Origin of the sequence: Actinoplanes sp. NPDC051475 (assembly GCF_040689425.1) — a bacterium.
Lineage (GTDB): Bacteria > Actinomycetota > Actinomycetes > Mycobacteriales > Micromonosporaceae > Actinoplanes.
On sequence record NZ_JBFAZZ010000004.1, the window covers coordinates 434,720 to 447,778 of the forward strand.

The following is a 13,059-nucleotide window of genomic DNA, read 5'->3' on the forward strand; positions in this document are numbered from 1 at the left end:
GAAGCGGTATTACAAGCTTGGGTTACCAGGAAGCCTTCGACACGCCGGGCAGCTCACCGCGGTGGGCCATGTCCCGGACACACACCCGGCACAGACCGAACTTGCGGTAGACCGAATGCGGACGTCCGCACTTCTGGCAGCGGGTGTACGCCCGAACGGCGAACTTCGGCTTCGCGGCCGCCTTGATGATCAGCGCCTTCTTAGCCATGCTCAGTTCTCCTTGAACGGGAAGCCCAGGAGCTTGAGCAGCTGCCGGCCCTCCTCGTCGGTCGTGGCGGTGGTGACCACCGTGATGTCCATGCCCCGGGTCCGATCGATCCGGTCCTGGTCGATCTCGTGGAACACCGACTGCTCGGTCAGACCGAACGTGTAGTTGCCGTGCCCGTCGAGCTTGCGCCCGTCGAGGCCGCGGAAGTCACGGATACGCGGCAGCGCGATCGACAGCAGCCGGTCCAGGAACTCCCACATCCGGTCGTTGCGGAGGGTGACCTTCGCGCCGATCGGCATGCCCTCACGCAGCTTGAACTGCGCGATGGACTTGGTCGCCCGCCGCACCAGCGGCTTCTGACCGGTGATGGTCGTCAGGTCCCGTACGGCGCCGTCGATCAGCTTGGCGTCGCGGGCGGCCTCGCCCACACCCATGTTCACGACGACCTTCACCAGGCCGGGAACCTGCATGGGGTTGCCGTACTTGAACTGCTCCTGAAGCCCGGCGATGACCTCGCCGCGGTACTTCTGCTTCAGACGGGGCAGAGTCTTGGTCTCGGTAGCGGCAGTCATCACAGGTCCTTACCGGTGCTTCGCGCGATACGGACCTTCTGGCCGTTGTCGTCGACGCGGTAGCCGACGCGGGTCGGCTTGCCCTGGTCATCCACGATCTGCACGTTGGAGATGTGGATGGCGGCTTCCTGCGTGACGATGCCGCCGGTCTTCGAACCACGCTGCGTCGTGCGGATGCGCTCGTGCTTCTTGATGCGGTTGACGCCCTCGACGAGGACCTTGTCCTGGCGCGGGAAGGCCGCGATGACCTTGCCCTTGGCGCCCTTGTCCTTGCCGGCGATGACGACGACCGTGTCGCCCTTCTTGATCTTCATGCCCGGGCCTCCGTTCCGGCGTCACCGTAGGTGTCACACAGGCTATTGCTGAGCCTGATGGTTCGCTCGCTGCGCTCGTTCACAGTCAGAGCACCTCCGGCGCCAGGCTGATGATCTTCATGAACCGCTTGTCGCGCAGCTCGCGGCCGACCGGGCCGAAGATGCGCGTACCGCGGGGGTCCCCGCCGTCCTTGATGATGACGGCGGCGTTCTCGTCGAAACGGATGTACGAGCCGTCGGGACGGCGCCGCTCCTTGGCGGTGCGAACGATGACCGCCTTGACGACGTCACCCTTCTTCACACCGGCACCCGGGATGGCGTCCTTGACCGTGGCCACGATGACGTCGCCGATGCTCGCGTAGCGGCGACCGGAGCCGCCCAGTACGCGGATGCACAGGATTTCCCTGGCACCCGTGTTGTCGGCGACGCGCAGTCGCGACTCCTGCTGGATCACGTCTGTCTCCTATGTCTGCCAGTTCTCCGGGGATGTTCTTCCGAAGCTTGGCGGAACGATGGGCGGCTGGGCCGGCTCCCGCCGGCCCAGCGCACTCACTTGGCCTTTTCGAGGATCTCCACGATGCGCCACCGCTTGGTGCGCGACAGCGGGCGGGTCTCCATCAGGGAAACCCGGTCGCCCACACCGCACGCGTTCTGCTCGTCGTGCACCTGAAGCTTGCGGGTACGCCGCAGAACCTTGCCGTACAGGGCGTGCTTGACGCGGTCCTCGACCTCGACGATGACGGTCTTGTCCATCTTGTCGCTGACCACGAAACCCTCGCGCACCTTGCGCTGGTTCCGCGGCTCAGCAGCAGTGTTCTCACTCATGCTGTCACCTCAGTCGGCGCGGCCGAGAGCCCCAGCTCACGCTCACGCATGATCGTGTAGATCTTCGCGATGTCCTTGCGGACCACCTGCAGCCGACGGTGATTGTCGAGCTGCCCGGTCGCGCCCTGCACGCGAAGATTGAACAGCTCCGCCTTGGCCTCCCGCAGCCGCGAGACCAGCTCCTCTTCGGAGAGCTCGCGCAGCTCGGCTGCCTTAACGCCCGCTGCCATCAGTTTTCACCCACTTCGCGTGTCACGATGCGGCACTTCATCGGGAGCTTGTGAATCGCGCGACGCATCGCTTCGCGCGCGATCGTCTCGTTCGGGAACGACATCTCGAAGAGAATGCGTCCCGGCTTGACGTTCGCCACCCACCACTCCGGCGAGCCCTTACCGGAACCCATGCGGGTCTCGGCGGGCTTCTTGGTCAGAGCCTGGTCCGGGAAGATCGAGATCCACACCTTGCCGCCACGCTTGATGTGGCGGGTCATGGCGATACGAGCCGACTCGATCTGCCGGTTGGTCACGTACGCCGGCTCCAGGGCCTGGATACCGAACTCGCCGAAGACCACCCGGTTGCCGCCCTTGGACGCGCCGTGGCGGTCCGGGTGGTGCGGCTTGCGGAAGCCCTTCGGGGGCTTACGCGGCATCAGCATGTGTCAGCCCTCCTGCTGCGTTTCGGCCGCGACCGGAGCAGCGGCGGTGTCGGTCGACTCGGCGGGCGCACCAGCGGCCTGCGCCTGCGCGGCGCGGCCGGCCTCGGTGCCACCCGCGGTCGTGCCGGACGACCCGGAACGCCCGCGGCGCGGACGCTCGGGACGATCGCCACGGTCACGGCGCGGACGCGCGGGCGCCTCGGGGGCGACCTCGCGACCCGGTACGTGGTCGCCCTTGTAGATCCAGACCTTCACGCCGATGCGGCCGAACGTCGTACGGGCCTCGAAGAAGCCGTACTCGATGTTGGCGCGCAGCGTGTGCAGCGGGACGCGACCCTCACGGTAGAACTCCGTGCGGCTCATCTCCGCGCCGCCGAGGCGGCCGGAGACCTGCACCCGGATGCCCTTGCAGATCGGGTTCTTCATCGCGGACTGCATGGCCTTGCGCATCGCCCGGCGGAAGCTGACCCGGCTGGACAGCTGCTCGGCGACGCCCTGCGCCACGAGCTGCGCGTCCGACTCCGGGCTCTTCACCTCGAGGATGTTGAGCTGGACCTGCTTGCCGGTGAGCTTCTCGAGCTCGCCGCGGATGCGGTCGGCCTCCGCGCCCTTGCGGCCGATGACGATGCCCGGCCGGGCGGTGTGGATGTCGACGCGGACCCGGTCACGGGTACGCTCGATGTCCACCTTGGAGATGCCGGCGCGCTCGAGGCCCTTGGACATCATTCGGCGGATCTTGACGTCCTCGCCGATGTAGTCCTTGTAGAGCTTGTCCGCGAACCAGCGGCTCTTCCAGTCGGTGGAGATGCCGAGCCGGAACCCGGTGGGGTGAACTTTCTGACCCATTACTCGGCACCTTCCGTGCTCTGGGACTCGGCCGGCGTGGCCTCGGTGGCGGCCGGAGCCGCCTTCTTGGCCGGCGCGGCCTTCTTCGCGGCGGCCTTGCGGGCCGGCGTGGCGACCTGGACGGCCTCCACCGCGACGGTGATGTGACAGGTGCGCTTGCGGATCCGGTACGCCCGGCCCTGCGCCCGCGGCCGGAACCGCTTCAGCGTCGGACCCTCGTCGACGAACGCCTCGCTGACCAGGAGCGCGTCCGGGTCGAGCCGCTCGTTGTTCTCGGCGTTCGCGATCGCGCTGGCGAGCACCTTGTAGACCTGCTCACTCGCAGCCTGCGGCGCGAACTGCAGGACCGTGAGAGCCTCCTTCGCGGGCAGACCGCGGACGAGGTTGATCACACGGCGCGCCTTGTTCGGCGAGATGCGCACGTGACGCGCAACCGCCCGCGCGCCCGGAAGCACCGGAGCGTCGCCCTTGACTGGCATCGCTGTAACCCCTTGTTCTTATCCGTGGACTGCTTAGCGACGACGGCTCTTGCGGTCGTCCTTCTCGTGACCCTTGAACGTACGGGTCAGAGCGAACTCGCCGAGCTTGTGCCCGACCATGGCCTCGGTGATGAACACCGGGACGTGCTTGCGCCCGTCGTGCACGGCGATCGTGTGCCCGAGCATGTCGGGGATGATCGTCGAGCGACGCGACCAGGTCTTGATGACGTTCTTCGAGTTCTTCTCGTTCTGGACTTCCACCTTCTTGATCAGGTGGTCGTCGACGAACGGGCCCTTCTTCAGGCTGCGAGGCATCTTTAAACTCCCGTTACCCGCGCTTGCGGGTGGCGTAGCGGCGGCGAACGATCATGCGGTCGCTCTCCTGGCCCTTGCGGCGAGTACGGCCCTCCGGCTTACCAGCCGGGTTGACCGGGTGGCGACCACCGGAGGTCTTACCCTCACCACCACCGTGCGGGTGGTCGACAGGGTTCATGGCGACACCACGGACGGTCGGGCGCTTGCCCTTCCACCGCATGCGGCCGGCCTTGCCCCAGTTGATGTTCGACTGGTCGGCGTTGCCGATCTCGCCGACGGTGGCGCGGCAGCGCACGTCGACGCGACGGATCTCGCCGGAGGGCATACGCAGCGTGGCGTACACGCCCTCGCGACCGAGCAGCTGGATGCCGACGCCGGCCGAACGGGCCAGCTTGGCGCCACCGCCGGGACGAAGCTCCACGTTGTGGATCGTCGTACCGACCGGGATGTTGCGCAGGGGCAGGGCGTTGCCCGGCTTGATGTCCGCGCCCGGACCGGACTCGACGCGGTCGCCCTGCTTCAGGTCCTTCGGCGCGACGATGTAGCGCTTCTCGCCGTCGGCGTAGTGCAGCAGCGCGATGCGGGCGGTGCGGTTGGGGTCGTACTCGATGTGAGCGACCTTGGCCGGCACGCCGTCCTTGTCGTTGCGCTTGAAGTCGATGATCCGGTACTGCCGCTTGTGGCCGCCGCCCTGGTGCCGCGTGGTGATGCGACCGTGGACGTTGCGTCCACCCTTCTTCGGCAGCGGGGCGAGCAGAGACTTCTCCGGGGTGGACCGGGTGATCTCGGCGAAGTCGGCGACGCTGGAGCCGCGACGGCCCGGCGTGGTCGGCTTGTACTTACGGATAGCCATGATTTACACCCCTTAGCTGACCGGGCCGCCGAAGGCCTCGATACGGTCACCGTCAGCCAGCTTCACCATCGCGCGCTTGGTCGCCTTGCGCTGACCGAAACCGGTCTTGGTGCGCTTGCGCTTGCCCTCACGGTTCGCGGTGTTCACCGTCAGCACGCGGACGTCGAAGATCTGCTGGATCGCGATTTTGATCTGGGTCTTGTTCGCGTCCGGGTGGACGGTGAACGTGTACCAGTTCTGGTCGAGAACGCTGTAGCTCTTCTCGGAGACCACGGGCGCGACGATGATGTCGCGCGGGTCGGCGATCGTGCTCACTTGTCCCCCTCCGCTCCATCTGCTTCCCGGCCGTCGGCCGAGGCGGGAACGCCGAGGAACTCCTCGAGCGCTTCCTTGGTGAAGACGACCTCGTCCGCCACCAGCACGTCGTACGTGTTGAGCTGGCCGGCCTCGATGAGGTGCACGGTCGGCTCGTTGCGCAGCGACAGCCAGTTCAGCTCGTCATAGCCGCTCAGCACGACCAGGACCTTGGTGGATTCGGTCGCCTTACGCAGCGTCGCGATCGCGGCCTTCGTCGACGGCGTCTCGCCGGCGAGGAACGCCTCGACCACGTGCACCCGGCCGTCGCGGGCCCGGTCGGAGAGGGCGCCACGCAGGGCGGCGGCCTTCATCTTCTTCGGGGTCCGCTGGCTGTAGTCACGCGGCTGGGGACCGTGTACGACGCCACCACCGGTGAACTGAGGCGCGCGGATCGAGCCCTGACGGGCGCGGCCGGTGCCCTTCTGCTTGTACGGCTTCTTGCCGCCACCGGAGACCTCGCCGCGGGTCTTCGCCTTGTGCGTACCCTGCCGGGCAGCCGCGAGCTGAGCGACGACGACCTGGTGCATCAGCGGGATGTTCGCCTGCACGTCGAAGATGTCGTCGGGCAGCTCGACCGAGCCGGCCTTCGCGCCCTCGGCGTTGATCACGTCAACCGAGCTCACTTGGCACCACCCTTCTTCTTCGCCGCCGTACGGACCAGGATCAGCGCGCCCTTGGGGCCGGGAACGGCACCCTTGATGAGCAGCAGGTTGTTGTCGGTGTCGACGGCCTGCACCGTGAGGTTCTGCACGGTGAAGCGCTTGCTACCCATGCGGCCAGCCATCCGGGTGCCCTTGAAGACACGCCCGGGGGTGGCGCAGGCGCCGATCGAGCCCGGCGAGCGGTGCTTGCGCTCGACACCGTGGCTCGACTTGAGGCCGTGGAAGCCGTGCCGCTTCATGACACCGGCGTAGCCCTTGCCCTTGGTCTTACCGGTGACGTCGATCGGCGTGCCGACCGCGAACGCCTCGACGGTGACCTCCTGGCCGAGCTCGTACTCACCGGCGTCGACGGTGCGCAGCTCGACGACGTGGCGACGGGGCGACACGTTCGCCTTCGCGAAGTGGCCGCTCTCCGGCTTGTTGACCTTCCGCGGGTCGATCTGCCCGTACGCCAGCTGGACCGCGGTGTAGCCGTCGGCCTCGGCGGTGCGGACCTGGGTCACGACGCACGGGCCGGCCTGCACCACGGTTACCGGGACGACCTTGTTGTTGTCCCAGACCTGGGTCATGCCGAGCTTGGCGCCCAGGATGCCCTTCACTTGCCTGTCCATTGTCCGGTCCCTACAGCTTGATCTCGATGTCGACGCCAGCCGGCAGGTCGAGGCGCATGAGCGAGTCGACCGTCTTCGGAGTCGGGTCGATGATGTCGATCAGCCGCTTGTGCGTGCGCATCTCGAAGTGCTCGCGCGAGTCCTTGTACTTGTGCGGCGAACGGATCACGCAGAAACGGTTGATCTCCGTGGGCAGCGGCACCGGGCCAGCGACCTGCGCCCCGGTCCGCGTCACCGTCTCGACGATCTTCCGCGCCGAGGAGTCGACGACCTCGTGGTCATAGGCCTTGAGCCGGATGCGGATCTTCTGTCCCGCCATGGTGGCTTCTGTTTCCTTCTCTCGATGCCGCTACGTGCGAAAGCGGTGGCCCTCGCATGCCCGCAGGACCGTTGATCCTGCGTTGTCCGACCCCCGCGGTCGGGCGTGTCGCGCTGTGGAACCAGGCTCCGCCCCAAGCATCTGGAGCGGTCATGCCCGCGGGACAGCTCCGAAGGGAGCTACCCCATCCGTCGGGATCGGGGCGGCCGGCGGTTCTAACACACGCCGGACACCGGGCGAGGGTGGTCGGCTGCCAGAACCTGCCAAGGCAGCCAACCACCCTGCGCGGACGCAACCTGACTAGTATGCCGTATCGAAAGCGGCAACGCTAATCGGGGTCACCAATGAGGGTTTGTTCACCGTGGTGAACAGGCCCTCACTCAGACGTTGATCTTCGTGACCGTTCCGGCGCCGACGGTGCGGCCACCCTCCCGGATCGCGAACTTCAGGCCCTGCTCCATGGCGATGGGCTGGATCAGCTTCACCGACATGCTGGTGGAGTCGCCCGGCATGACCATCTCGGTGCCCTCGGGCAGCGTGACGACGCCGGTGACGTCCGTGGTGCGGAAGTAGAACTGCGGGCGGTAGTTCTGGAAGAACGGCGTGTGGCGGCCGCCCTCCTCCTTCGAGAGGATGTAGACTTGGCCCTCAAACTCCGTGTGCGGAGTGCTGGAGCCGGGCTTGACGACGACCATGCCGCGCTCGACGTCCTCGCGCTTGATACCGCGCAGCAGGAGGCCGACGTTCTCGCCCGCGCGGGCCTCGTCGAGCAGCTTGCGGAACATCTCGATGCCAGTGCAAACGGTCTTGGTCGACTTCTCGCGGATACCCACGATCTCGACCTCCTCGTTCGGCTTGAGGATGCCGCGCTCGGCCCGGCCGGTGACGACCGTGCCACGACCGGTGATCGTGAAGACGTCCTCGATCGGCATGAGGAACGGCTTCTCGACGTCACGCTCGGGCTGCGGAATCGCGGTGTCGACCGCGTTCATCAGCTCCATGAGCTTCTCGGACCACTGCGCGTCGCCCTCGAGCGCCTTGAGCGCCGAGACGCGCACGACCGGCAGGTCGTCGCCCGGGAACTCGTAGGTGCTGAGCAGCTCACGAACCTCGAGCTCGACGAGCTCCAGGAGCTCCTCGTCGTCGACCATGTCGCTCTTGTTCAGGGCGACGACGATGTACGGAACGCCGACCTGGCGGGCCAGGAGCACGTGCTCCTTGGTCTGCGGCATCGGGCCGTCGGTCGCCGCCACCACCAGGATCGCGCCGTCCATCTGCGCGGCACCGGTGATCATGTTCTTGATGTAGTCGGCGTGGCCGGGGCAGTCCACGTGCGCGTAGTGCCGCGCCGCGGTCTGGTACTCGACGTGCGCGATCGAGATCGTGATACCACGGGCCTTCTCTTCAGGCGCCTTGTCGATCTCGTCGAACGGGGTATACGGGTTCAGGTCCGGATACTGGTCGTGCAGGACCTTCGTGATGGCCGCAGTCAGCGTCGTCTTACCGTGGTCGATGTGACCAATGGTGCCGATGTTGACGTGCGGCTTAGTCCGCTCGAACTTCGCCTTCGCCACTGGTGTCCTCCTGTGGACTGTGGTTTCTTCTCTCGCCCGGCACGCCGATAAGGCGATTAGGACTCTGTCGACTGCTTGTGTGCGTGCGGTCCTCGACGGACCGCACGCACCTCAACGCATCAGGCGCCGGTGGCCTTAGCGATGATCTCCTTCGCCACGCCCTGCGGCACCTCGGCGTAGGAGTCGAACTGCATGCTGTAGCTGGCCCGGCCGGCAGTCTTCGACCGCAGGTCGCCGACGTAGCCGAACATCTCCGACAGCGGGACCAGAGCCTTGATGACGCGGGCGCCGGAGCGCTCTTCCATCGACTGGATCAAGCCGCGGCGGGAGTTGAGGTCGCCGATGACGTCACCCATGTTGTCCTCAGGGGTGGTGACCTCGACGGACATCATCGGCTCCAGCAGCGCGGGGTCGGCCTTGCGAGCAGCTTCCTTCATCGCCATGGAGCCGGCGATCTTGAATGCCATCTCGGACGAGTCGACCTCGTGGTACTGGCCGTCGACCAGCGTGAACTTGACGCCGACCAGCGGGTAGCCGGCGAGGACGCCGTACTGCAGGGAGTCCTGCGCGCCCGCGTCCACCGAGGGGATGAACTCCTTGGGGATGCGACCACCGGTCACCGCGTTCACGAACTCGTACGTGGGGCCGTCCGCCTCGAGCGACAGCGGCTCGACGGTGACGACGACCTTCGCGTACTGGCCCGAACCACCGGTCTGCTTCTTGTGCACGTACGTGAGCTTCTCCACGCTGCCGCGGATCGTCTCCCGGTACGCCACCTGCGGCTTACCGATGTTCGCCTCGACGTTGAACTCGCGGCGCATGCGGTCCACGAGGATGTCCAGGTGGAGCTCGCCCATGCCGGCGATGATCGTCTGCCCGGTCTCCTCGTCGTTGAAGACGCGGAAGGTCGGGTCCTCCTCGGCCAGGCGCTGGATCGCGGTGCCCAGCTTCTCCTGGTCCGACTTGGTCTTCGGCTCGATGGCGACCTGGATGACCGGCTCGGGGAAGGTCATCGACTCGAGGATGACCGGGTTGGCCGGGTCGCACAGGGTGTCACCGGTGGTGGTCTGCTTCAGACCCTGGACGGCGATGATATCGCCGGCCTGCGCGGTCTGCCGCTCCTCACGCTTGTTGGCGTGCATCTGGTAGATCTTGCCGATCCGCTCCTTGCGGTCCTTGGTGGAGTTGACCACCTGGGAACCGGACTCGAGCGTGCCGGAGTAGACCCGGACGTACGTCAGCTTGCCGAGGTGCTTGTCGGTCTGGATCTTGAAGGCCAGGGCCGAGAAGGGCTCGTCGTTGGAGGGCTTGCGCAGCAGCGGGGTCTCGCCGTCGGTCGCGGTGCCCTCGATGGCCGGGATGTCCAGCGGCGACGGCAGGAACTCCACCACGGCGTCGAGCATGGGCTGGACGCCCTTGTTCTTGAACGCCGAACCGCAGAGCACCGGGTTCGCCTTGCTGGCGATCGTGGCGCGCCGGATGGCCGCCTTGATCTCGGCCTCGGAGAGCTCCTCGCCTTCGAGGTACTTCTCCATGACCACGTCGTCGACGTCGGCGAGGGTCTCGATGAGCTTCTCGCGCCACTCGGCGGCCGAATCGGCGAGGTCGGCCGGGACCTCCTCGACCGCGTAGTCGTCGCCCTTCTGGGTCTCGCCGCGCCAGGTCAGCGCCCGCATGCCGATCAGGTCGACGACGCCGATGTGGTCGCCCTCGAGGCCGATCGGGATCTGCAGGACGAGCGGCGTCGCGTTGAGCCGGTCGATCATCATCTGGACGCAGCGGAAGAAGTCCGCGCCGGTCCGGTCCAGCTTGTTGACGAAGCACATCCGGGGAACGTTGTACTTGTCCGCTTGCCGCCAGACGTTCTCCGTCTGGGGCTCCACGCCGGCGACACCGTCGTAGACCGCGACCGCACCGTCGAGCACGCGCAGCGACCGCTCGACCTCGACCGTGAAGTCGACGTGGCCGGGCGTGTCGATGATCTGGATCGTGTGGCCCTTCCACTCGCACTTCGTGGCGGCGGAGGTGATCGTGATACCGCGTTCCTGTTCCTGCTCCATCCAGTCCATGACGGCCGCGCCCTCGTGGACTTCACCGATCTTGTACGTGATGCCGGTGTAGAACAGGATGCGCTCGGTCGTCGTGGTCTTACCAGCGTCGATGTGCGCCATGATGCCGATGTTGCGTACCCTGGCGAGCGCGTCTGCGGCAGCCACTGCAATCCCTACTCTTCGTCGTCGTGTCGACTGTGTCCCGCGCGATGTCGCGGGGAGCCGGTGACCTGTCCCGGCCCGGCGGTGCCGGGCCGGGGACGGGGTCTTACCAGCGGTAGTGCGCGAAGGCCTTGTTGGACTCCGCCATCTTGTGGGTGTCCTCGCGCCGCTTGACGGCGGCACCGAGACCGTTGCTGGCGTCGAGCAGCTCGTTCTGCAGGCGCTCGATCATGGTCTTCTCGCGGCGGGCCTTGGAGTACTGGACCAGCCAGCGCAGACCGAGGGTGGTCTGCCGCGGGGTACGGACCTCGACCGGCACCTGGTAGGTCGCGCCACCGACGCGGCGGCTGCGGACCTCGAGGGTCGGCTTGACGTTGTCCATGGCCCTCTTCAGGGTCACCACGGGATCGGTGCCGCTCTTCTCGCGGCATCCCTCGAGAGCGCCGTACACGATCCGCTCGGCGAGCTGACGCTTGCCACCGACGAGGATCTTGTTCACCAGCTGGGTGACCAGCGGCGAGTTGTAAACCGGGTCCGCAACCAATGGGTGGCGCGGAGCGGGGCCCTTACGAGGCATGTCAGCTCTTCTCCTTCTTCGCGCCGTAACGGCTGCGGGCCTGCTTGCGGTTGCGGACACCCTGGGTGTCCAGCGAACCGCGGACGATCTTGTAGCGGACGCCCGGGAGGTCCTTCACACGGCCGCCGCGCACGAGCACGATCGAGTGCTCCTGCAGGTTGTGGCCGACGCCCGGGATGTACGCCGTTACCTCGATCTGGCTGCTGAGCTTCACACGAGCGACCTTGCGCAGCGCAGAGTTCGGCTTCTTGGGGGTGGTGGTGTACACGCGCGTGCACACGCCGCGCCGCTGGGGACTTCCCTTCAGCGCCGGCGTCTTGGTCTTGCTCGTCTTTGCCTGGCGGCCCTTGCGGACCAGCTGCTGGATCGTGGGCACCGGGTTTCTCCGCTCCCTTCGGCCGCCCTTCAGCGGCCGCAACGTCTTCGTTATGCCTTGTGTACGAGCCGTTCCGGTTGGAACGGCCCGCACCCGCGGTCGGGCGTGTCGTCCGGCTCACGGTCCCGCCGCACGCACGTCGCCCGCAGCGGGTCTTGTCTTTGTCGGGCTCAGCCCGTTCGTGCTCGTCGCCCCGTCGGTACTACAGACTCGGGCGCACGCACGAGTTGCCCGGGCTAGCCCGGGCACGAGGGGAAAGAGTACCCACCGCTGGCACGCAGGTCAAAACGAGCCCGCTTGACCAGCCAGCCTGACGATGGACATCTCCGCCTATCAAGTGTACCGGGTGCTCCGCCGCCACAACGCCGCGGTGCCAGTTTCGGCGCACGACGCGGTCTCACGAGGACTGCAACACCATCACCAACAGCAGGACCAGCACCGCAATTCCCACACCCGCTCCACCGCAGGAGATCCCCGCCACGGCCACGCCGCGGCCGGTGAAGCGGACCCGGCCGCCCAGGCCGGAGCGCGTGATCTGGCGCCGGGCGACCAGCCCCAGGGCGATCGCACCGCCGCCCACCAGGGCACCGAGCAGCGCGAACGCGCCGGCCACCACACCACCCCAGCCCTGCGCCGCGCCGGCGATGCCGAAGCACAGCACGAGGGTGGCGACCAGGATGGACGCGATGCCGGCGATGAGCGAGCCGATCGCGAGCCCGGAGGTGATCGGCGCGACGCGCAACTGGACCAGGCCGAAATCCGTGCCGGCCACGGGCTCGACCCGCTCGGGCGTCCACGCCTCCCCCGGCCTCGGCTGCATCACCGCCGGTGGACGCGGCTGTCCCGGCCACGAACCTGGCTGCTGTGTCACGGACCGTCCCTCTCGCCGCGTACCGCTGGATGTCGAGCATGTCACCCGAAGGTGGGCGCGCGCAGCCCGAGGCCGGTCAGTCGGTGCCGGGGTCGAAGTCCTGACCGCCCGGGGTGGCCGCGAGGTGCAGGAGACCCGCGATCGTGGCCACCACCAGCGCGGTCAGGGCCAGGACGATGCCGGCCCAGGCCAGCCTGCGGCCGCGGCGTACCCACTTGGAGCCGGTGAGGTAGCCGCCCGCGGCGAACTGCTCACGGGCGACCTGACGCGCGAGCACCAGGGCGATGGTGGCGGGAATCACGCCGCCGACGAACGCTCCGGTGACGAACGCCATCAGCCCGAGCGCGAAAACGGCGCGCGCCTTCGTCGACGGCGCCGGCTCCGGATCCATCGGGTGGCGGGTTGGCACGGCAGGGGCGGGGAGCGTCACCC

The 13,059-nt window shown here is 67.3% G+C and carries 21 protein-coding genes; all 21 read right to left on the minus strand.

From position 1 onward, the window contains the following. Positions 1–22: 22 nt before the first annotated feature. Positions 23–208 (minus strand): type Z 30S ribosomal protein S14, encoded by a 186-nt coding sequence (locus tag AB0368_RS11545; RefSeq protein ID WP_014440734.1) that lies wholly within the window; start codon positions 206–208, stop codon positions 23–25. 2 nt (positions 209–210) lie between these two features. Further along, positions 211–780, minus strand: coding sequence for a 50S ribosomal protein L5 (gene rplE / locus AB0368_RS11550; protein ID WP_366153726.1), 570 nt, complete (start codon positions 778–780; stop codon positions 211–213). After that, positions 780–1,094: a 50S ribosomal protein L24 gene (rplX, locus tag AB0368_RS11555; RefSeq protein WP_366153727.1), complete on the minus strand. Its 315-nt coding sequence runs from the start codon at positions 1,092–1,094 to the stop codon at positions 780–782. The genes rplE and rplX overlap by 1 nt, the downstream gene beginning before the upstream one ends. A gap of 85 nt (positions 1,095–1,179) precedes the next feature. Beyond that, positions 1,180–1,548, minus strand: a complete 369-nt coding sequence (gene rplN / locus AB0368_RS11560) for a 50S ribosomal protein L14 (RefSeq protein WP_023358185.1) — start codon at positions 1,546–1,548, stop codon at positions 1,180–1,182. A gap of 95 nt (positions 1,549–1,643) precedes the next feature. After that, positions 1,644–1,919, minus strand: a complete 276-nt coding sequence (gene rpsQ / locus AB0368_RS11565; RefSeq protein ID WP_366153728.1) for a 30S ribosomal protein S17 — start codon at positions 1,917–1,919, stop codon at positions 1,644–1,646. Beyond that, entirely contained in the window at positions 1,916–2,149 is a 234-nt protein-coding gene (gene rpmC / locus AB0368_RS11570) for a 50S ribosomal protein L29 (RefSeq protein ID WP_364164707.1), read from the minus strand. Before rpmC ends, rpsQ begins: the two co-directional genes overlap by 4 nt. Further along, positions 2,149–2,574 (minus strand): 50S ribosomal protein L16, encoded by a 426-nt coding sequence (rplP, locus tag AB0368_RS11575; RefSeq protein ID WP_023358180.1) that lies wholly within the window; start codon positions 2,572–2,574, stop codon positions 2,149–2,151. Before rplP ends, rpmC begins: the two co-directional genes overlap by 1 nt. 3 nt (positions 2,575–2,577) lie before the next feature. Beyond that, the gene (gene rpsC / locus AB0368_RS11580) at positions 2,578–3,420 is read right to left on the minus strand and encodes a 30S ribosomal protein S3 (RefSeq protein ID WP_366153729.1); all 843 of its coding nucleotides are present in this window, start codon (positions 3,418–3,420) and stop codon (positions 2,578–2,580) included. Continuing rightward, on the minus strand, positions 3,420–3,899 hold the full coding sequence (gene rplV / locus AB0368_RS11585; protein ID WP_366153730.1) for a 50S ribosomal protein L22: 480 nt from the start codon (positions 3,897–3,899) through the stop codon (positions 3,420–3,422). The genes rpsC and rplV overlap by 1 nt, the downstream gene beginning before the upstream one ends. A gap of 33 nt (positions 3,900–3,932) precedes the next feature. Continuing rightward, positions 3,933–4,214 (minus strand): 30S ribosomal protein S19, encoded by a 282-nt coding sequence (rpsS, locus tag AB0368_RS11590; protein WP_014440726.1) that lies wholly within the window; start codon positions 4,212–4,214, stop codon positions 3,933–3,935. 13 nt (positions 4,215–4,227) lie between these two features. Next, positions 4,228–5,067 (minus strand): 50S ribosomal protein L2, encoded by an 840-nt coding sequence (gene rplB / locus AB0368_RS11595; RefSeq protein ID WP_366153731.1) that lies wholly within the window; start codon positions 5,065–5,067, stop codon positions 4,228–4,230. Between the two features lie 12 nt (positions 5,068–5,079). Then, positions 5,080–5,382, minus strand: coding sequence for a 50S ribosomal protein L23 (gene rplW, locus AB0368_RS11600; RefSeq protein WP_366153732.1), 303 nt, complete (start codon positions 5,380–5,382; stop codon positions 5,080–5,082). Next, positions 5,379–6,047, minus strand: a complete 669-nt coding sequence (gene rplD / locus AB0368_RS11605; RefSeq protein ID WP_366153733.1) for a 50S ribosomal protein L4 — start codon at positions 6,045–6,047, stop codon at positions 5,379–5,381. Before rplD ends, rplW begins: the two co-directional genes overlap by 4 nt. Continuing rightward, the gene (rplC, locus tag AB0368_RS11610) at positions 6,044–6,697 is read right to left on the minus strand and encodes a 50S ribosomal protein L3 (protein WP_366153734.1); all 654 of its coding nucleotides are present in this window, start codon (positions 6,695–6,697) and stop codon (positions 6,044–6,046) included. The genes rplD and rplC overlap by 4 nt, the downstream gene beginning before the upstream one ends. Before the next feature lie 10 nt (positions 6,698–6,707). After that, positions 6,708–7,016, minus strand: coding sequence for a 30S ribosomal protein S10 (rpsJ, locus tag AB0368_RS11615; RefSeq protein WP_007073037.1), 309 nt, complete (start codon positions 7,014–7,016; stop codon positions 6,708–6,710). A 380-nt stretch (positions 7,017–7,396) separates the two neighbouring features. Next, positions 7,397–8,590, minus strand: coding sequence for an elongation factor Tu (gene tuf / locus AB0368_RS11620; protein WP_366153735.1), 1,194 nt, complete (start codon positions 8,588–8,590; stop codon positions 7,397–7,399). Between the two features lie 119 nt (positions 8,591–8,709). Further along, positions 8,710–10,806 carry an elongation factor G gene (gene fusA / locus AB0368_RS11625; RefSeq protein ID WP_366153736.1) on the minus strand — a complete coding sequence of 699 codons (2,097 nt, stop codon included), beginning with the start codon at positions 10,804–10,806 and terminating at the stop codon, positions 8,710–8,712. 103 nt (positions 10,807–10,909) lie between these two features. Continuing rightward, a complete protein-coding gene (rpsG, locus tag AB0368_RS11630) occupies positions 10,910–11,380 on the minus strand; it encodes a 30S ribosomal protein S7 (protein WP_366153737.1) in 471 nt (156 codons plus the stop codon). 1 nt (position 11,381) lies between these two features. Further along, entirely contained in the window at positions 11,382–11,756 is a 375-nt protein-coding gene (gene rpsL, locus AB0368_RS11635; protein ID WP_014440718.1) for a 30S ribosomal protein S12, read from the minus strand. A 397-nt stretch (positions 11,757–12,153) separates the two neighbouring features. Continuing rightward, positions 12,154–12,627 (minus strand): hypothetical protein, encoded by a 474-nt coding sequence (locus tag AB0368_RS11640; RefSeq protein WP_366153738.1) that lies wholly within the window; start codon positions 12,625–12,627, stop codon positions 12,154–12,156. 76 nt (positions 12,628–12,703) lie between these two features. Beyond that, a complete protein-coding gene (locus AB0368_RS11645) occupies positions 12,704–13,018 on the minus strand; it encodes a hypothetical protein (protein WP_366153801.1) in 315 nt (104 codons plus the stop codon). Between the last annotated feature and the right edge of the window lie 41 nt (positions 13,019–13,059).